Genomic DNA, 19,974 nt, shown 5'->3' with positions numbered 1-19,974 from the left:
TCCCTTTAATCTAATCGACGACGTGTTGCTAACGCCGTTAATCCAATAAAAAATATCGCCGATACAATTAATAGCCACATATCTAGCATCAATATCAACGGAATATCGCCAGCTAAAAATAGCGTTTGCAAACTACTCACAAAATAACGCGCAGGAATAAAATAGGTCACCACTTGAATAAAGATAGGCATACTATCAATTTCAAAAACAAAGCCTGATAACATGATGGCTGGCAAAAATGCAGCATTTAATGAAATCATTGCCGCATTAAATTGATTACGCGTTAGCGTGGAAATAAGTAATCCCATGCCTAAAGCAGTTGCTAAAAAGAGCGACGTGATCCCGCCTAAAATCCATAATGATCCTCGATAAGGCACGCCAAGCACAAACACAGTGACAACCATACATAACACCATGACAAAACTACCTAACACTTGGTAAGGAATAAGCTTTGAAAGTAAGAGTTCTGTGCGTGTGATTTGTGTCGAAAGTAGGGCTTCCATCGTGCCTCTTTCCCATTCGCGAGCAATCACTAATGAGGTAAGGATCGCCCCAACTACCGTAATAATAATAGTGACAGCACCCGGAATAATGTAGTGCTGACTCATTGCCGCAGGATTAAACCAATAACGAGGTTCTATTTCAATTAATGGTGTAGTATCAATTCCCTTACTGATGGCTTGCTGTTGCAACCAAATTTGCCAAACGCCTTTGGTATAAGCTTGAACAAAGTTTGCAGTATTGGGTTCACTACCATCGGTGATCACTTGAATGGGGGCTTGAGTATCCTGACGAGCCAGTAATTCAGCAAAATTGACAGGAATAACCACAATACCTCGAATTTGCCCCGCCTGCATTTTATCGATTAATAATTGTCGATTATCGCTAATTGTTGCATTGATATACGGTGAATTCGTGAAGGTGTAAACAAGCTCTTGCGCAGGTTGGCTTTGTTGGTTAGTTAAAATACCAATATTTAATTTGCTGGAGTCTAAATTAATGCCATACCCAAAAATAAACAGCAAAGTAAGTGGGATAACAATCGCAATTAGGGCACTACTGGGATCACGCGTAATTTGCTTTGTTTCTTTTAAACACAGTGCGTATAAACGTCGCCAAGAAAAGCGAGCATGAGATGATTGAGCTGAATTATGCATGTGTTTCGCTCCCTTTATCATTTTCACTTTCAAGTTTTTTATCGTAATCCAGCACTAAACCAATAAAGGCATCTTCCATTGAAGGGGTTGGGTTATCGTCACTAGCAACCCTTTTTTTGAGCGAATCAGGTTCGCCAGCTGCAATGATTTTTCCTCGATAAACCAAACCAATACGATCACAATATTCTGCTTCATCCATAAAGTGAGTGGTAACCATCACGGTCACGCCTTTATCAACCATGCCATTAATATGTAGCCAAAATTCTCTTCGCGTTAATGGGTCAACACCTGATGTCGGTTCATCTAAAAAGAGAATATCAGGCTCGTGCATTAATGAGCACGCAAGGGCGAGGCGCTGTTTATAACCTAAAGGTAGGGTTTCAGTGATTTGATTTACCATCGGTTGTAAACCAAAGGCCGTTATCATATCGTTGATTTTATTGCGTTGTTGTTTGCCATGTAAGCCATACACACCTGAGAAGAATTTCAAGTTTTGTCCCACTTTAAGGTTGCCATAAAGTGAGAATTTTTGTGCCATATAACCTAAGTGTTGACGCGCTTTACCTGAGCTTTCTTTCAAGTCCATACCTAGCACAAGGGCTTTACCGCTGGTGGGGACTAATAAACCACACATCATCTTAAAGGTTGTCGATTTACCTGCACCGTTAGGGCCCAATAAACCGAAAATTTCACCACGCTTAACTTGGAAATCGACATGATCAGTTGCCGCAAATTGACCAAACATTTTGGTTAACTGCTGTGCTTCAATTACGGTTTCATTAGGTGAGGGAGGGATCTGAGGCATAATTTCAGCTAATTCAGATTTATGAGAAGGACCGCCTCCTAATAAATCAATAAAAGCATCTTCAAAGCGAGGCGTAGCAGGAATAAGTTTCTCATCAGATTTACCCAAAGCGCGCAGCAATTCAGTTTGATGACTCTGTTTTTTCAGGATCAAACGAACGGATTGCCCCTGAATAACGCCATCAGTTACCTGCGGTTGAATAATGGCTTGTTGCAATACTTTTCTACGCTGATGACCTTCAACATTAAGTAGAAAAGAGCGACCTGCCATTTTTGCAGTTAACTCTTGAGGAATACCGCTATAAAGTAGCTCTCCTTTGTTAAGTAAGAGAATGTTTTTACATTGCTCTGCCTCGTCAAGATAAGAGGTACTCCATAGGATCAACATGCCATCGCTTGCCAACGCATGCACCATTTGCCAAAGCTCACGGCGTGCAATGGGATCGACACCCACGCCGGGCTCGTCAAGAAGCAGAACTTTAGGACGACCTAACAAAGTACAAGCAAGTCCAAGCTTTTGTTTCATGCCTCCAGATAGATTGCCTGCAAGGCGAGATGTAAAGCGAGTGAGATCGGTAAAAGTGAGCAGTTGGTGATAAACTTTTTTGCGTTCATCACCAATGACATTTTTTAAGTCAGCATAAAGATTGAGGTTTTCTAATACCGTTAAATCTTCATACAGACCAAATTTTTGTGGCATATAGCCAAGAATAGCTCTGACATCGACACTCTGTTTTTGCGGGTCCATACCCAAGATTCGAATATCACCCGCATCAGGTTTTAATAAGCCTGCAAGCATACGAATTAAGGTTGTTTTTCCTGCCCCATCAGGCCCCACTAAACCCGTCACAGAGCCACCTGTAAGAGTGGCTGTTAATGACGAAACAGCAGGGCTTTCTAGCCCTGTAAAGCGTTTTTCAACACCTTGAAGCTCGATGGTGTAATCAGTGTGTTCCATTTCTACCCCACACTTAATGAGAGGCGGCAAATTTTAGGGTGACCGGCATACCTTGGCGTAATGCGTCATCAGCATCCGTTACAACCACTCTGAGGCGGTACACTAAATCGGTTCTTAATTCCGGTGTTTCAACACTTTTTGGGGTAAATTCGGCTGTTGGTGAAACAAATCCAATTGTACCGTGATAAGGCTTATCTTTACGTCCATCGGTGTAGAGGTAAACCTCTCGATGAGGAACCGCTTCGCTTAAGTGAGTTTCACTGATATAAGCTCTGACCCAAACAGGATTAGTTAATGACACCGTAAATACAGGGCTTCCAGCCGATAACATCGTACCAGGTTCCACCGCGCGAGTTAGCACAGTACCTTGTGATGGAGAGATTAATAGCGTGTCTTGGAGGTTTAATTCAGCTTGCGCAACGGCGGCTTTAGCTTGCATAACTTGTCCTTTCGCCGCATCAATGTCTTCTTTTCGATAACCATTTTGATACTGATTGAGCTTATCTTGCGCCGCTTTTAAGGCCGCGGCTGCTTGATTGCGATTATTTCTTGCGCTATCTAACTCATTGGCTGAAATCACTTTTCGGTTAGCAAGATCTTGTTGGCGTTTATAAAAGTTATCTGCGTATTGCCAAGCGGCTTGCTTTAATGATACATCAGATCGAGCCTGTGCAATTTCTTCAGTACGATATCCTGCTTCCATTAAAGCTAGCGAAGCAATTGCACTATCACGCTCACCATAAGCTTTATTAAGTGCATTGCGATAGGGGGCATCATCAAGCTTGCCTAATAATTGCCCTTTTTTGACGGGTGCACCTTCATCAACTTGTAATGTGTCTAATCTTCCAGCCACACGAAAACTAAGATTGACTGTACGTATATCGACATTGCCATAGAGTACTAATTCAGACTCTTTGTTTTCTTCATAATAATAGATACCTGCAATAATACCGATAATAATCATTAAGATAATAAACAAACTGACTTTTTTAGTTTTCATAATAACTCTATTTATGCGTGATGTGGGTTAGTGTAAATCTCTCTTAATCCATTGAGTAATAAAGTAATATGAGTTTTTAAGGTGTTCGAGATAATCTGATACTCATTTTTACCAATTCTATCCCATCCCGTTTGTCTTAGGATAGTTTCTCTAACTAAACGAAATGATAACACCTCTCCTAATATAGCGTGAGTGTGTAACATCGTTGTAGGAAGCGTAGCATCTAAACCAATATAAATAGCTAAGAGTTTGTTTACACGCGTTAAAAGAGGCGATAACGCTTGCTGGTGGATCAAAGAATAGGCTTCGGTTGGAACGAGCTGTTCCCTTGCCATAATGCGACTAAGATGAATGTTTTCTTTATCAAGCACAAGGCGAGCATATTGTAGAAAACTATCTGTGATAAGCGTTTGCAGTAATGGCAAATGTTCTGTTGGGTTAGGTCGTTCCAGAAATTCGTCAAGAATGACCACTGTCGGTTCAAAATCAAGGCGAATAAGATCGGCAATATGTTGTGCAACGGCGAGATATAACCCTTCTTTAGAACCAAAATAATAAGCGATAGCGGCAATGTTTTGTTGAGCAGCTTGTGCAATTTGGCGTGTAGTGGCGGCATCTGGCCCATTTTTACCAAAGATCTCACATGCCGCTTCCAATAATTGTCGTTTTGCTAGTTCACCACGTGTCGTCTTCTGATGGGTTTCTGACATAATAGAAGATACCTTACTTAAGTAAAATGTAACAAAACCAATGATATTAAAAACAGCGATAACAAGGTGTATTATATTAGATGATATTGAACAATAGGGAAAATTTGTAATAAATAATCGAACAAAGGTGATTTGTAATAAAAAAAGTAATCTAATATTGAAAATTATTTTTGTATTCTGAATATAGCAAAAACTGTTAGAATAGGGGTTATTAGGTTAACCTAACAAGGTTCATTTTCTTTTATCACTGTCTATACCGAGAATGATAGTACCTATAGAGTAATAATACCTATAGTTTGACAGTATGAAAGCCCATCATTTTTAATTTCAATCACCGTGTTATACGTTCTGGTTGTAGGAGACTACTGTTTTGACCGATTTTACATCGCTTGGTTTAAGTGAGGCGCTTCTCCGCGCTATTGATGAACAAGGGTATAAAACCCCAACCCCTATTCAACAACAGGCGATTGAGCCGATTTTGGCGGGTAAAGACGTACTAGCCAGTGCGCAAACAGGCACTGGTAAAACAGCAGCTTTTACATTACCAATATTGGAAAAGTTATCTCAATCAACAGCCAAAACAAAAGGTCGTCAACCTGTTAAAGCCCTGATTTTGACACCAACGCGCGAACTTGCGGCTCAAATTGCTGAAAATGTAAAAGCGTATAGTCGTTATATTCCTATTCGTTCTTTAGTCGTTTTTGGTGGTGTGAGCATTAATCCACAAATGATGAAGTTACGTGGTGGTGTTGATGTATTGATTGCAACACCAGGACGTTTACTTGATCTTGAACATCAAAATGCGGTTGATCTTTCTCGTGTTGAAGTTTTAGTGCTTGATGAAGCTGATCGCATGTTAGATATGGGCTTTATTCACGATATTCGCCGAGTAATCAGTAAATTACCGAAAAAACGTCAAAATTTACTGTTTTCAGCGACATTTTCTAAAGAGATCACTGGGCTTGCCAATTCATTATTAAATAACCCTGTGAGTATTTCAGTTGCTCCCAAAAACTCGGCTGCTGAATCTGTTGATCAATATGTTCATTTAGTGGATAAAAAACGTAAAACAGAGTTGTTATCACACTTAATTGGGTTAGAAAATTGGCCACAAGTGCTTATTTTTACGCGTACTAAACACGGTGCGAATAAGCTTGCCGAACATTTAAATGCAGATGGAATTAAGTCAGCGGCTATTCACGGTAATAAAAGCCAAGGTGCAAGAACGCGCGCTTTAGCTGACTTCAAAGATGGCAAATTAAAAGCGTTAGTTGCAACAGATATTGCGGCTCGTGGTCTTGATATTGACCAACTGCCTTATGTGGTCAATTTTGAATTACCGCAAGTGGCAGAAGATTATGTTCATCGTATTGGTAGAACCGGTCGTGCTGCGGCAACGGGTAAGGCTATTTCGCTGGTTTGTGTTGATGAACATGGTTTATTAGCAGATATTGAACGTTTATTAAAACGTGAAATTCCACGTTTAGCATTAGAGGGTTACGATCCTGATCCTTCAATTAAAGCCGCGCCTTTGCATAAAAAACCAAAGAATAATGCACCGCGTAGAAGTGGTGGTCGTGCAGATATTCGTGGTAAAGACAATCGCAACAGTAGTCGTAGAGACAGCGATAGCGAAGGTAAAGAGTCTGGACGTAATAAAAATAAAGAAAACTACCGTAACAAAGAGGGCTCTCGTACCGGAAAATTAGGGCCTCGTCGTTCACGTAAAAATGATGAAGGTAGTGATAATCAAAGCCCTTGGTCAAAAGCTAGAAAAGAGTTTTGAGGTTAAAAAGTGCGAGTTCTATTAGCGCCAATGGAGGGGGTTTTAGACCCCCTTGTGAGAGAATTACTCACGTCAATTAATGATTACGATCTCTGTATTACAGAGTTTGTACGAGTTGTAGACTCCTTATTGCCAACAAAAGCGTTTTATCGTTTATGCCCTGAATTGCAGACAGAAAGTCGCACTAAAAGTGGCACACTGGTGCGAGTGCAATTATTAGGACAACATCCACAATGGTTGGCTGAAAATGCGTTTAGAGCCGTATCGTTAGGCTCTTGGGGGGTTGATTTAAACTGTGGTTGCCCTTCAAAAACAGTCAATGGTAGTGGAGGTGGGGCTTCTCTTCTAAAACAGCCAGAAACGATTTATCAAGCAACAAAAGCAATGCGTGACGCAGTACCTTCAGAGTTACCTGTTTCTGTTAAAGTGAGACTTGGCTGGGATTCTTCAGCGTATAGCCATGAAATTGCCGATGCTGTGGTACAAGGTGGCGCTACAGAAATCACCATACATGGCAGAACAAAAGAAGATGGTTATAATGCCGAAAAAATTAATTGGCAGGCGATTGGTGATATTCGTCAAAGGCTTTCAATCCCTGTGATTGCTAATGGCGAAATTTGGAACCGTGAAGATGCATTAGCCTGTTTAGCCACCACAGGTTGCGATGCGATAATGATTGGTCGCGGTGCTATGAATACCCCTAACTTAAGCCGTGTTGTAAAAGGCATAGAAGCGAGAATGCCTTGGCAAGAGGTGATTGAATTATTAAAGCGTTATGTTCGTTTAGAAAAGCGCGGTGATACGACGATTTATCATGCATCACGTATTAAGCAGTGGTTTAGCTATTTACGCAAAGAGTATCCTGAGGCAGATGAGTTATTTAGGCAAATCAGAACATTAAAAACGTCGCCAGAAATTGCGCTCGCAATAGAAGCACTGTAGTTTAAAAATCATCGTATTCGCTAAAAATAGCGTTAATTAATTAACGCTATTTTTTTATTCGTAAAACAATAATCTCTCTATTTATCTTAGATAGAGTGTTACTTATCTCCAATAATTGGAAAAAATAACTATTTCGACTTACACTCAATAAGTGACATTTTTAGATATGTTGTTTATATCATGACTATTTTAGGGGGAACTATGGGAATTCTTGCTTGGATCATCTTTGGTTTGATTGCGGGTATATTGGCGAAATTCTTAATGCCAGGCTCTTATGATATTGGTCTGATATGGACTTGTGTTTTGGGTATTGTGGGTGCGGTTGTGGGGGGGGCAATTAGTAGCTTCTTTGGCAAAGGAAAAGTGGATGGCTTTAACTTTGGTAGTTTTTTCGTTGCTGTCATTGGTGCTATTGTTGTGCTCTATCTTGCTAAGATATTTGCAAGTTAATATATTTACACCTAATCGATATTGATCATAAACCCGCTTAATGCGGGTTTACTTTTTTCAGGCAAAACAGATCAAATTAGCACTCACAAGGAAGGGCACTTTCAGCCCCCCATTGCGCCCAAGATCCGTCATAAAGTGCAATAGATTGGCAACCCAATACGGTTAACGCTAAAAATAAGATTGCCGCAGTCATACCAGAGCCACAAGTGACAATAATGGGTTGTGATAAATCAACATCTGCTTGTTGAAAAATTTGCTTTAACTCAGCGTTGCTTTTCAATTGCCCATTAACAACGAGTTCATTCCACGGAACATTTTTACTGCTAGGGATATGCCCACTGCGTAAACCAGGGCGGGGTTCTGGTGATCTACCATAAAAACGATCAGCAGAACGTGCATCAACAATCTGTTTTTGTTTGGTCGCTAAATTATCAAGAAGTTGCTGTTTATTGGCATAACGTTGTGCATGACGTTCAACAATAAAAGGAGACAGCGCCGGCACTTTAATTGCCTCTCCTTGTTCTGTCGCAAATCCAGCTTCAACCCATGCGTGCAAGCCACCCGCAAGAATACGGACATTGCGACAACCAAGTGTTGTCAATGTCCACCAACCTCTTGGTGCCGAGAATAAATTGCCTTGATCGTAAAGAATGACAGTCGTGGTATTAGAGATCCCTAATTGGGTCAGCGTTTCTGAAAATAGTGTATCAGAAGGTAGCATATGGGGTAATGACGTCGTTTTATCGGCGACTTCATCAAGATCAAAAAAATGAGCATGTGGAATATGACGCTCAAGGTAAAGCGTTTGATAATCAATATCTTGAGTTGGCATTGGTGCGCTTACATCAAGGATCACAAGATCAGGGTTATTTTGATGTTCAAATAGCCATTGGGGAGTAACAAAATAATCGTATTCCACGGTGCGACCTCATTTATTTAGCAGAAGGTGAGCTGTCTGGGATAGCTGGAAATTGCTGGGTAGGTGATGTTTCAGGTTGCGTTTGCTCTGTTTCTATTGGTGTCGTGGAGCGTGTATAGATATTTAAGCCCGCAAGGAAAACACCACCGATAGAACCAAAGGCAAGTAGCGCGATAATAACAATAATTATTTTTTTCATAATGTTCATTTGCAGATGAATGTTACGCAAAAGTATATCGAGATATGAAGTTGAAACAAGTACTCAGTCGGTTTAATCGACAAAGGATAGTGGTGAAATCGTCTATTTTTAGACAAGAAAGAGGGAGATAGAGAAATAAACAGGCGATTTATTTTTTATAAATAGCCTGAGTAGCGTTAAGGTTGACGTTAATGATTTCAATCAAAGGTGACAGTCAATGATAAGAAAAAACCCCTTAAACTCAGGAGTAAATGAGTTTAAGGGCAAGGGTAACGCAACTTAATTAGGAATATAAAAACCAGAACGTCATGGCTAAGTTCACAATGGCTGCCACAGCCATAGGAATAGCGGTTCGTTTAACTATTTGGAACGGTGAGACATTCGCAATACCTGCAATGGCAACAATAGCGGCAGTAATAGGTGAAACAGTACGGCCAAAGCTTGTCATTATTTGCATTGGTAAAATTAAGGTGATCACATCTACTTTTAAGAAGGCTGCAATTTTTGGCGTTAAGGCTGCAAATGAGAAGAACGCCGCATTACCAGATCCCATTAAAAAGGCGGCTAATGCAAGAATGGCACTCATTACAATGATCATGGCGGCAATACCAAAACCGGCATCTTGAGCAGAGCTAATTAGCGTATCGACGGCACCACTTTTGAGTAAACCATTCGCAAAGAATTCACCCGATACAATTAACGATACCACTAAGACAAATTGCTTACCCATTCCTTCAAAGAACAGCATAAAGCTATTCATTACCGCTTTTGCGTCGCGTAAGCGAACATATTCAAAAAGAAGTGCAATTACAGTACTAATAATCATTGCTGTGGTGACTTCTAATTTAATATAAGGGTGCAGTAAAGGACTGAAGCCGATAATTAGAATTAAAGGGATCACGGGTAATAAGGCATAAGATAGCGGGATTTTATTACCCTCTTCTTTTACGATATCGATTGTTGTTGGGTCAAAAACAAATCCTTCACGTTTATCCCACCAGCGTTGAATAAAGAAGTGAGTGATAGCAACCGCAATAATAATAGGAATAGTAATCGGTAACTGGTGCTGAACAAAATAGACGGCAGGTTCAATATCTGCTGTTTTTGCCGCCATAATGACGTTACCAGAGCCAGGACCATGGTCGATAAACTGGCAGCATCCAATAACGGCTAAAGCAGAAAGTGGACTAATACCAGAACGAATTAATATCGGATACATGGTGACCATTAACAGCATACCTAAACCTGCATGGCTAGGGATAAAGATAACCAAGATTTGGGTAACTAGAAATGAAATCACTAATAATAAGTAAGGCGATTTTATCGCTTTTAATGGTCTTTCAAAAATAGCGAATAAAGCACGGCTTGCGCCAACGTGTTCCATATAACGAGAGAAACCCGCAATTGCCATTAATGTTAAACCAAGACCCGCTAAGCGAGAACTCATAATATCCGTAAATATTTGGAAAATATCAAAATATTTAAATTGCGTGGATTTATTTTCTGGCAATAAAGGATTAAGGTCGAGAGATGCCGTTAAGAGCAATAATAACAACCCGCCGAGTAATAATACTGGCTGAGGCTTATAACCTCGCGCCAGTAAATAAACCACTAACGCTGTTACCAGCGCAGCAATGATTAAACCTGTCATAGTGAATTCCCCGGTAATGATGCAATATTTTTTGTTATTGGTTTAATGCTGAAAAGGCTTGTGTAATATCCGCAATAAGATCATCCGTAGCTTCAAGACCAATATGTAAACGGACAAATGGACCATGACCTTCACGCCAATCTGAAGCGGTTCTTGCACCGACAACATTGGCAGGTAAAGCCAAGCTTTCAAATCCACCCCAAGAAGCACCGATACCAAAAAGCTCAAGTGCATCAATAAATTGCTCTGATTGTTTTGTGCTATATTCTTGTTTAAATTCAATGGTTAATAAGCCATTACTGCCTTTGCAGTCACGTTTCCATAAATCATGACGAGGGTGATTAGGTAATTCAGGAAACCACACTTTTTCCACTTCAGGGCGAGTCTCTAACCACTGTGCAATGGCGAGTGCCGATTTACCATGCGCAGCGATGCGTTGACCTAGTGTTCTCATACCACGAAGAACTAATGCGGCATCATCAGGGCTACTGGCTTGACCTAATGCTTCAGGTAATGCACCAATTTTTTTCCATGCTTTTTCATTTGCAACCATAATGCCCATCATCACATCAGAGTGACCGCATAAATATTTTGTTGCAGCGATAACAGAGACATCAGCACCTAATTCCAGCGGGTTATAAAGCCATGCCGAGCCCCAAGTATTATCAACGCCGACAGGAATATCTCGTTCATGAGCAATACGGCAAATTTCAGGTAAGTCGAGCATTTCATAAAGTAATGAGCCCGGTGATTCAACAAAAATAAGTTGTGTATTGTCTTGAATTTTTTGTTCAAAATCAGACCCATCAGTTTTAAAGAAACTATAGGCAATGTTATTAGGTTCAAGAAAAGCTGATGCAATTTTACGAACGGGTTCATAAACCGAATCAGCAAATAAAACATGTCCACCACTACGTGCATATCCCATAATAGTGACGGCGATAGCTGCTAATCCGGTAGGGAACAACTGAGCGCGATAGCCACCTTCTAATTCGGTGACTAAGGCTTCAAGGGCAAATGCCGTTTCGGTACCACGTGCGCCATAGCTTAAAACCCGCTCAGTTGCACGACGATCACGAACTTCGCGCCAGCTTTTAATTGAATCAAAAACGATAGTACTGGCTCTCATTACAGGTGGATTAATGGGACCTGAAGTTTTGATTGCTTGGCGTCCACTGTGTATCAGTTTTGTTTGTTTATTTTGTTTCATTATTAATATCTCCAAATATAGAAATAGGGTTCCCTGGTAATTAAATAAAAGGATTAATTACTGTTTGTGCTTATTTTGTTTCTATTATTTATAACAAACTTATTTATTTTTAAAATAGCTATTTTATAAAAATGATGATCTCCCTCTAACTTTTTAGCATTAATTATTCTAATTAAATCTTAAATAACATTTAAGATTCAAATGTTATAAGTAATAAATAAAGAGTTATTTATAACTATTTGAATTAATGTTATTTTTTTATTGATTAGAAATATTTGAAATTAGATTAAAATTATCAAAGTGTTTTTATTGAGATTATATTGCATAAATAAAATAACAATCTAACAAGTCGTTTGATTAAAAAAACGATTTTTTTATTATTCTTTTAACAGGGGAAATAATTATGGGAACCAGCGTTTTTGATTCGGTTTTATTAAAAAATCTATGGTCAACAGAAGAAATGAGAACTATTTTTTCTGATAAAACCAGAATGCAAAATTGGCTTGATTATGAAGCCGCATTAGCCATAGAACAAGCGGAATTAGGGTTGATCCCAAAAGAGGCGGCAAACGTTATTGCAGACACCGCGAAACTTGAAAAGCTTGATATGGATTATATTTTAGAACAAGTGCGTCTTACTCGTCACCCATTAGTGCCAACCATTCGCGGTTTAGAACATGCTTGCCCTGAACATTATGGGGAATATGTTCACTTTGGACCAACCACACAAGATGTGATTGATACAGGTCTTGTGCTGCAATTAAAAGATGCTCATCATACTTTCCTTCGTGATATCAAAATATTAGGTCGCTCATTACTATCATTAAGTGAAAAACACCGAAATACCCCTATGGTAGGGCGTACATTAGCATTACAAGCACTGCCAATCACGTTTGGTCATAAAACAGCAATTTGGTTAACAGAACTCGCCCGCCATTATCAACGTCTTAAAGAGATCGAACCTCGTTTATTTGTGGGGAGTGTTGTTGGTGCGGTGGGAACAAAAGCTTCTTTAAGTGATAAAGCTGATGAATTGGAAGCGCGTGTGTTAAAACGCTTAGGCTTGGGTGTACCTGAAATTTCATGGCAGCCGGCGCGAGATAGATTTAGCGAGTATGGCATGTTGATTGGCTTAATTAGCGGTACATTAGGCAAAATTGCTAATGAAATTTTGATATTAGCGCATAACGAAATTGATGAATTATCAGAGCCTTTTAGCAAAGGACAAGTCGGCTCTTCAACCATGCCACATAAACGTAATCCAGCAATTGTTGAAAATGCGGCCTGTGTGAGTAATACCCTAAAAGCAAACCTTTCTGTTTTAACCGATATGATGAAACATCAACATGAGCGTGATGGTGCAATCTGGAAAATGGAATGGAAAATCATGCCAGAGCTGTGTCTGATGCTGTCTGTTATTTTTGATAATATGAAAACGGTATTAGGCGGATTAAATGTTCATGTTGAAAAAATGCGCAAAAATATGGATATTTTGGGTGGCTTTATGCTGGCAGAGCGCGTGATGTTTGCATTATCTGATAAAGCAGGCAAACAAACGGCGCATGAAATTGTGTATGAAGCATCAATGTCTGGGCAAGAAGAGGGCATTACTTTTGTCGAAGCGATTAATCGTGATACCCGTATTCGTGATCATATTACGCAAGAAGAACTTGATGCATTGTTAGATCCAACGACTTATGTGGGAAATGCGCCAGCTCAGGTTGATCGCGTTGTCGCACAAACCAAAGCCTCTGGCTGGTTAAATGACTAAGTGACTTAATTACATCCAACCTTCTTATTATCTAAAAGCCGGTGATATTGCTGGCTTTTTCTTATCTATTTCGAGGTGTTTATGACATTGAGTCAGCAGTTAGCCCAATTTATTACCACAACAACGTTTCCTGATTTACCCGCTCAAGTTGTTAGCCGAGCCAAAATTCATTTATTAGATACATTAGGCGTTGCCCTTGCCGGAAGTGTGCAACAAAGTGCTATTCAAAGTCGCCAAGGCGTGACTTTTTTACCTGATAGCCAAGGCAATATCCCTATTTGGGGGAGTTCATTAACGGCAAGCACCACCGTAGCAGCCCTTGCTAATGGTATTGCAGCACATGCATTAGACTTTGATGATACACACACTGATTCGATTGCACATGGCAGTGCGGTATTAACGCCGATTGCTTTTGCATTAGGTGAATCTATCGGAGCATCATCACAAGATATTTTAACGGCGTGGGTGATTGGCTGGGAAGTTGCAGCAAGAGTGGGCTTAGCAAGCCATAGTGGGTTTCATCAGCGTGGTTTTCATGCCACAGCCATTGCAGGTATTTTTGGTGCAACAGCTTGTGCCGCTTCACTATTAAAATTGACACCTGAGCAAACCGTGAATGCATTAGGCTTAACAGGAAGCCAAGCCGGAGGTGTTGCAGAATATCTCACTAATAGCTCATCTTCTAAATGTTTTCATGCGGGCTGGGCTGCACAATCAGGTATTATCGCAGCATCATTAGCAAAAGGTGGAATGACAGGCCCTGAAACAATATTTGAAGGTCGTTATAGCCTTTATCAAACACATGGCATTCGAGAGCAAGCGGAACCAGAACAAGTGGCATTGGGATTAGGTGAAGTATGGGAATTTTTAAATGTTTCTATTAAGCCTTATCCGGTGTGCCATTTTGCTCATGCAACGGTTGATTGCGGGCGTCAGTTGCTGAAAAGAGGGATCACGGCTGATGATATCGAAAGGGTCGAGTGCGTTGTCGATCCCGTCGCCGCTGCCTTGATTTGTGAGCCACCCGAAACAAAATGGGCGCCTCAAACAGCTTATGGCGCCAAATTTAGTTTGCCGTGGTTATTTGCGGCGGGTTTTTTAGATAATGCGTTAACGCTATCTTCATTATTACCTGAAAACCTCCAACGGGAAGATATTCAATCATTAGCGAAGCGTGTAACTTATCGTTATCCTGAAAAAGGGGAAATTCCATTTCCTACCTATTTCCCCGGACTAATTTTCGTGACATTAAAAAATGGCGAAAAGATCACGGAGAGATTAGATATTCAGTATGGTAATCCGAAAAATCCAATGACAGATAAAGATGTGATCAGTAAATTTTACGATAATGCATCTTTGGTGATAGAAGCTGAACAATCGGCACAATTAGTTGAAAAAATACTGCATTTTGACAATGTCACTATTTCAGAAATAACACAATTATTACGTGTTAAAGAAATAGAAAGTTAAGCTGAAATAGTATAAACAAGATTATTATCTGAAGGATTGGTGTTATCGACCAATCCTTTATCTATTGCCTTGCACACATAAATTCAGATGTACAAACTATTTTTTCCCCAATTTTCACCGTACCTGAAAAACTCACAATAGTGCGTCGCTGTCGGCGAAATTGGATCTCAATAAGTAGCTGATCGCCTGCTTTTACCACATCATAAAACCGAGCATTCTTTATGCTGGCAAAATAACATTGCTGATCTTCCCCCATTGGTGAAAGGTAGTAATGTGCAAGAATGCCCGAAGCTTGAGCCATACTTTCAAGAAGTAATAAAGGTGGATAAAATTCGCCAAAAACAACGGTGTCATTGGTGGTGATATTTTTAATGGCGGCTAATTTGCCATTAGCAAGTTCAGTTGGCTTAGAAATAACACGATCAATTAATAAGAATGGATAACGATGAGGCAATATTTCCATTATTTCACTGACGGAAATGGGCATATATTTTCTCCTCGTTATGATGATAGAACAAATCGTTTTTACAATGAAAGTCGCTATTATTTCATTCTTATTCAAGATGGTACAGTATTGCGCTATGTTTTAGATAGGAAATTTGGGTTAAGTGAATAACAAAGGCTAGAATAGGAAAAATCTAGCCTTTGTTATTTCTAAATAAGAATAGTTTGTTAATCAAGGCGAGCAATAATTTGACGTAGATCGTTCATTGCTGCTTCATTTAGAGGCTCTTGCGGTAAAATAGGTGAGCCCACTTCAAAGCCTTGAATATTTAGGGATGCTTTAATGCATGATGCGAGTGAGTATTTTGTAAATGCTTCATTGATTTGCCACATCTCTTTTTGTTTTGCTAATGCAGTATCAAAGTCGCCTGTTGTTGCGAGCTCATACAGTTCAACACATTGCTTTGGTAATACACAAGCAGGACCAGCCATCCAACCTACACCGCCAAGTTTTAACACTAACAATGGAATATGTGCTGAAGCACTAAATATTTTAACGCGCTCACCAAAAGTATTGATCATGGTGAGTAAGCGACCTGTATTGCTTGATGCATCTTTAATATATTCAATATTCGGGATATAGCTCAGTTCATTGAATAAAGAAATAGGAAGAACATCGCCTAAAAGCCCCGGATTGGTATAAATTGTCATGGATTTTTCAGGAAACGCTTCGGCGATGGTTTGGAAATAACCCGCTTGTGCGGTTTCGCTTAACGGGTACATTTTTTGTGAAATCAAGACCATGCCATCGACGCCTAATTGAGCGTATTGTTCTGCTTGATGACAAGCATCTGCGGTTGAAAAACCGGCGACACCCGCAATAACAGGAATACGCCCTGCCGTTTGATCAACAGTAATACGTACGATTTCATTACGCTGTACTTGGGAAAGATAAGCGTATTCGCCCGTGCTACCTAATGGGCTTAAGCCATGAACACCGCTTGAGATGAGATGCTCAACTAAGCGACGTAACGAGGCTTCAAGAATAGTCCCTTTTGTTTGATCAACAGGTGAAACAAGATAAGGAAAAATACCATGAAATTGGGTCATAATCGGTGTCCTGTTTTAATTTTGGATGTGTTATCGCAATGATTTATTTATTTTGATTATTCTTGTTGAAGCGTTATATCAGCATGATTAATCACTTCATTTTGTTCATTTTTTAATGAATCAAACAGTATTTGGGCTGCTTTCCCTGGGCTATTGGCATTGAGATATAGGTTATAACGAATGGCGGGTAAAGTGGGCAAACCTTCTTTTTCGCCTAAAATACGCAAATCATCACCTGAAAGTTCAATTGAACGCGCCATAATACCTAAGCCTGCACGTACTGCGGCTCTAGCACCTGAAAGTGTTGTAGCAACATAAGCGATCCGCCAACGAATACCTTGTTGATCAAGGTGATTTATCATCATGTCGCGATATGTGCTGGGTTCATCTAATACAACTAATGGTAAGGGGTCATCCAGATCAAATCTGAAGTGTTTCCCGCAATACCATAAAGAGGGGGAAACGCGTAATACAATTTTTGGATAACCCACATGTTCTTCGGTTGAAATGGCTAAATCCAGTTCGTTATTTTCTAACATCGACATTAAAAACGGACTGCGTTTAACAATAATTTCCATAATCAAGCGAGGATAAGCACCTGAAAAACGCGCGAGAAGTTCAGGTAATATGGTGTTCGCTGTATCATCAGGAGAACCAATTTTTAAGATCCCATCAATTTCTTCATGCATCAATGAAAGACACGCTTCATCATTCAAACGCAAAATACGGCGAGCATAATTAAGCAGTTGTGTACCGGCTTCTGTCAGTGTTTTATTTCGGCCTTGGCGAGCAAATAGCTCTTTTCCAAGTAGAGACTCAAGTCGTTGCATCTGTTGGCTAACGGCGGATTGTGTTCGACAAACTGATTCAGCTGCTGCAGCAAAGGTATTTCCATCAACAACGGCGACAAAGGTGCGAAGTAAATCAAGTTCTAAGTTAAAAATAGGGCGTTTTGCGGAAGTCATTATAGATATCTCTTAACTGGTGTTGTTGTGTTTAATAAAACAAAAGAAAAATATTTTTATAAGACTATTTTGGATGTTGCGTAACCAATACTCATACTATGAAGAGTTGAATGAATAATCCATAACAAAGCGCAATAATTTCGAGATGTTATCCATTCTTTGATGAAAAAAACATGCAAGTAAAGGTAACTACTGATTTTTATACAGTGTTATGAGACAATGGCGCCTTTCTTCAAATCAGTTACAGAGTGGTTATGTCCCTTTCTCAATCAGTTAAAAATCAAATAAGTCAGTGGTATAAAGCCCTACCAGAGCATATTGAAGGGTTTATTCCGCGTGCGCCACAACGTGAAATGATCGCTGAGGTAGCGAAGACTTTTTCTGATGAAATGGGACGACATTTAGTGATAGAAGCCCCAACAGGGGTGGGTAAAACACTCTCTTATCTTATTCCGGGTATTGCCATAAGTCGGGATGAGAAAAAACCACTGATAATCAGTACGGCGAATGTGGCACTGCAAGATCAAATTTATAGTAAAGATCTACCATTACTAAAAAAAATCATACCTGATCTTACGTTTACTGGCGCTTTCGGTCGTGGGCGTTATTTATGCCCTCGCAATTTAGATGCGATTTGTGCAACAGAAGGCGAGCAAATTGACTTAATGTTTTTGCTTGAAGATAAAGTGGATGTTGCGACAAGTGCAGAAAGAGAAATTTGTCGAGAGCTCAAGAATGATTTTACGAGTTTTGGTTGGGATGGTTTACGTGATCACCATAAACGCGCACTAACAGACAGTTTATGGCGTAAAATCAGTACGGATAAAATGAACTGCTTAGGGCGCAATTGCCAATACTATCATCGTTGCCCTTTCTTTATAGCACGCCGTGAAATAGATGAAGTAGATGTGGTTATTACCAATCACGCTTTAGTGATGGCGGCAATGGAAAGTGAATCCGTGTTACCTGATGCTAAAAATCTGCTTTTGGTACTTGATGAAGGACATCATATTCCTGATGTTGCACGCGATGCTCTTGAAGTCGAAGGAGAAATAACCTTAGTTTCTCTTAATAATCAGCTTGATAACATCACTCGCCATGTTAGTCAGTATTTAGCGCAATTTGTTCCAGTAAGACCACCTAAGTTGGCTGATCCTATTCGTTTTGATGCTCATATTGCTAAGTTACGTGAAGCTTATCAAGAGGTTGATACATTCACGCGCGCCTTATTACCAGAACGCAGTGAACAAGATGAGTATCTCTTTCCGTTAGGGGAATTGCCTGAACAACTCCTGTTAAGTTGCCAGACATTATTTAAGTTAACAGATGGTTTAAAAATGCTGGGCGAAGCTATTTTAAACGATTTAACAGAACGAACAGCGAAAGAAGATGTTGTGCGTTTACATCGTGCCATTTTAACGACCAGTAGGATGGTGGGGTATTTAGAAAATATGGCAAAACTTTGGCGCTTAGCCACATTAGAGCAAACCTCCAAAGCGCCTGTATCCAAATGGCTAACTCGCCGTTACGATAAAAAACAGTCTCATCTCTATTTTCATTGTGCGGGCATTCGTGTCAGTGAACAACTGACGCAGTTATTATGGAAAAATATTCCGCATGTGGTTATCACATCGGCGACATTACGTTCATTAAATAGCTATTCTCGTATTCAAGAATTAACAGGATTAAGTGAACATTTTGATGATCGCTTTATTACGTTGTCTTCCCCTTTTGAGCATAAAGAGCAGGGCAAACTGGTTATTCCTAAAATGCGTTATGAACCGACGATGAGCCATGAACGTGAACATTTAAAAGAGATGGCACGATATTTTCGGCATAGTATGGAAGAGACTAACCACAGAGGCCAGTTGGTTTTATTTAGCAGCCAACGCGCAATGGACGGTTTTTTAGACGAAGTGAAAGATTTGCGTTTATGCTTATTAGTACAAGGTGATCAACCACGCTATCGATTAGTGGAAACACATTGTAAGCGTATTGATGCGGGTGATAATAGTGTGTTGATAGGCTTGCAATCTTTTGCCGAAGGGCTCGATTTAAAAGGCGATTATTTAACGCAGGTGCATATTCATAAAATTGCTTTTCCGCCCGTGACAGATCCGGTGATTGTGACAGAGGGCGAATGGCTTAAATCTTTAAAACGTTATCCTTTTGAAGTGCAGAGCTTGCCAAGCGCATCGTTTAATTTAATTCAGCAAGTTGGACGCCTTATCCGTAGTCATCATTGTCACGGTGAAATCGTTATTTATGACCGACGTCTGTTAACTAAAAACTATGGTTCACGCTTATTAACGGCACTGCCTGTTTTTCCTATCTATCAGCCGGATATGCCTAAAGAAAAAGATAAAAAAGATAAATAAAAAAGACTACCTAGAGAAAGAGAGGTAGCCTTTTAACGTCATCATTGTCA

The 19,974-nt window shown here is 39.9% G+C and carries 17 protein-coding genes; 6 read left to right on the top strand and 11 right to left on the bottom strand.

The genetic code is table 11. From position 1 onward, the window contains the following. Positions 1 to 5 precede the first annotated feature (5 nt). From DK865_RS04940 to cecR, 4 genes are read right to left on the bottom strand one after another with little or no spacing between them, the layout of a single operon-like run. Positions 6 to 1,157 carry an ABC transporter permease gene (locus DK865_RS04940; RefSeq protein WP_036912124.1) on the bottom strand — a complete coding sequence of 384 codons (1,152 nt, stop codon included), beginning with the start codon at positions 1,155 to 1,157 and terminating at the stop codon, positions 6 to 8. Next, entirely contained in the window at positions 1,150 to 2,919 is a 1,770-nt protein-coding gene (locus DK865_RS04935; RefSeq protein WP_109391369.1) for an ATP-binding cassette domain-containing protein, read from the bottom strand. The genes DK865_RS04940 and DK865_RS04935 overlap by 8 nt, the downstream gene beginning before the upstream one ends. 13 nt (positions 2,920 to 2,932) lie before the next feature. Further along, positions 2,933 to 3,919 carry a secretion protein HlyD gene (hlyD, locus tag DK865_RS04930; protein WP_109391368.1) on the bottom strand — a complete coding sequence of 329 codons (987 nt, stop codon included), beginning with the start codon at positions 3,917 to 3,919 and terminating at the stop codon, positions 2,933 to 2,935. Positions 3,920 to 3,930: 11 nt separating this feature from the next. After that, positions 3,931 to 4,629, bottom strand: coding sequence for a transcriptional regulator CecR (gene cecR, locus DK865_RS04925; protein ID WP_023581232.1), 699 nt, complete (start codon positions 4,627 to 4,629; stop codon positions 3,931 to 3,933). 370 nt (positions 4,630 to 4,999) lie between these two features. Between cecR and rhlE the strand changes: the two genes are divergently transcribed. The 3 genes from rhlE (at position 5,000) to DK865_RS04910 (ending at position 7,807) form a co-directional block, all read left to right on the top strand. Further along, positions 5,000 to 6,415, top strand: coding sequence for an ATP-dependent RNA helicase RhlE (gene rhlE / locus DK865_RS04920; RefSeq protein ID WP_036912128.1), 1,416 nt, complete (start codon positions 5,000 to 5,002; stop codon positions 6,413 to 6,415). 9 nt (positions 6,416 to 6,424) lie between these two features. Then, positions 6,425 to 7,357, top strand: a complete 933-nt coding sequence (dusC, locus tag DK865_RS04915) for a tRNA dihydrouridine(16) synthase DusC (protein ID WP_109391367.1) — start codon at positions 6,425 to 6,427, stop codon at positions 7,355 to 7,357. A gap of 201 nt (positions 7,358 to 7,558) precedes the next feature. Then, entirely contained in the window at positions 7,559 to 7,807 is a 249-nt protein-coding gene (locus tag DK865_RS04910; RefSeq protein WP_036912134.1) for a GlsB/YeaQ/YmgE family stress response membrane protein, read from the top strand. Positions 7,808 to 7,883: 76 nt separating this feature from the next. On the opposite strand, the gene sseA is transcribed toward DK865_RS04910, so the two are convergent. The 4 genes from sseA to metC all read right to left on the bottom strand — a co-directional run bounded on the left by sseA (position 7,884) and on the right by metC (position 11,786). Further along, positions 7,884 to 8,726, bottom strand: a complete 843-nt coding sequence (gene sseA / locus DK865_RS04905; protein ID WP_109391366.1) for a 3-mercaptopyruvate sulfurtransferase — start codon at positions 8,724 to 8,726, stop codon at positions 7,884 to 7,886. 13 nt (positions 8,727 to 8,739) lie between these two features. Further along, entirely contained in the window at positions 8,740 to 8,925 is a 186-nt protein-coding gene (locus DK865_RS04900) for a hypothetical protein (RefSeq protein WP_036912140.1), read from the bottom strand. Between the two features lie 283 nt (positions 8,926 to 9,208). Beyond that, positions 9,209 to 10,576, bottom strand: coding sequence for a C4-dicarboxylate transporter DcuC (gene dcuC / locus DK865_RS04895; protein WP_023581235.1), 1,368 nt, complete (start codon positions 10,574 to 10,576; stop codon positions 9,209 to 9,211). A 34-nt stretch (positions 10,577 to 10,610) separates the two neighbouring features. After that, positions 10,611 to 11,786, bottom strand: a complete 1,176-nt coding sequence (gene metC / locus DK865_RS04890) for a cystathionine beta-lyase (protein WP_023581236.1) — start codon at positions 11,784 to 11,786, stop codon at positions 10,611 to 10,613. Positions 11,787 to 12,189: 403 nt separating this feature from the next. On the opposite strand from metC, the gene purB reads away from it, so the two are divergent. Both purB and DK865_RS04880 read left to right on the top strand, forming a co-directional pair. Continuing rightward, positions 12,190 to 13,557, top strand: a complete 1,368-nt coding sequence (gene purB / locus DK865_RS04885; RefSeq protein ID WP_023581237.1) for an adenylosuccinate lyase — start codon at positions 12,190 to 12,192, stop codon at positions 13,555 to 13,557. 81 nt (positions 13,558 to 13,638) lie between these two features. Further along, positions 13,639 to 15,027 carry an MmgE/PrpD family protein gene (locus DK865_RS04880; RefSeq protein ID WP_109391365.1) on the top strand — a complete coding sequence of 463 codons (1,389 nt, stop codon included), beginning with the start codon at positions 13,639 to 13,641 and terminating at the stop codon, positions 15,025 to 15,027. 61 nt (positions 15,028 to 15,088) lie between these two features. Here DK865_RS04880 and fabZ read toward each other — a convergent pair whose 3' ends face one another. From fabZ to DK865_RS04865, 3 genes are all read right to left on the bottom strand, one after another. Continuing rightward, positions 15,089 to 15,514: a 3-hydroxyacyl-ACP dehydratase FabZ gene (gene fabZ, locus DK865_RS04875; protein ID WP_109391364.1), complete on the bottom strand. Its 426-nt coding sequence runs from the start codon at positions 15,512 to 15,514 to the stop codon at positions 15,089 to 15,091. 185 nt (positions 15,515 to 15,699) lie between these two features. After that, positions 15,700 to 16,581 carry a dihydrodipicolinate synthase family protein gene (locus tag DK865_RS04870; RefSeq protein ID WP_109391363.1) on the bottom strand — a complete coding sequence of 294 codons (882 nt, stop codon included), beginning with the start codon at positions 16,579 to 16,581 and terminating at the stop codon, positions 15,700 to 15,702. Between the two features lie 56 nt (positions 16,582 to 16,637). Continuing rightward, the gene (locus DK865_RS04865; protein ID WP_023581241.1) at positions 16,638 to 17,546 is read right to left on the bottom strand and encodes a LysR family transcriptional regulator; all 909 of its coding nucleotides are present in this window, start codon (positions 17,544 to 17,546) and stop codon (positions 16,638 to 16,640) included. Positions 17,547 to 17,800: 254 nt separating this feature from the next. Between DK865_RS04865 and dinG the strand changes: the two genes are divergently transcribed. Further along, entirely contained in the window at positions 17,801 to 19,924 is a 2,124-nt protein-coding gene (gene dinG / locus DK865_RS04860) for an ATP-dependent DNA helicase DinG (RefSeq protein WP_109391362.1), read from the top strand. The last annotated feature ends 50 nt before the right edge of the window (positions 19,925 to 19,974 follow it).

This window comes from Proteus cibi, from assembly GCF_003144405.1.
Taxonomy (GTDB): domain Bacteria; phylum Pseudomonadota; class Gammaproteobacteria; order Enterobacterales; family Enterobacteriaceae; genus Proteus; species Proteus cibi.
This window is presented reverse-complemented; position numbering and strand designations above follow the sequence as displayed.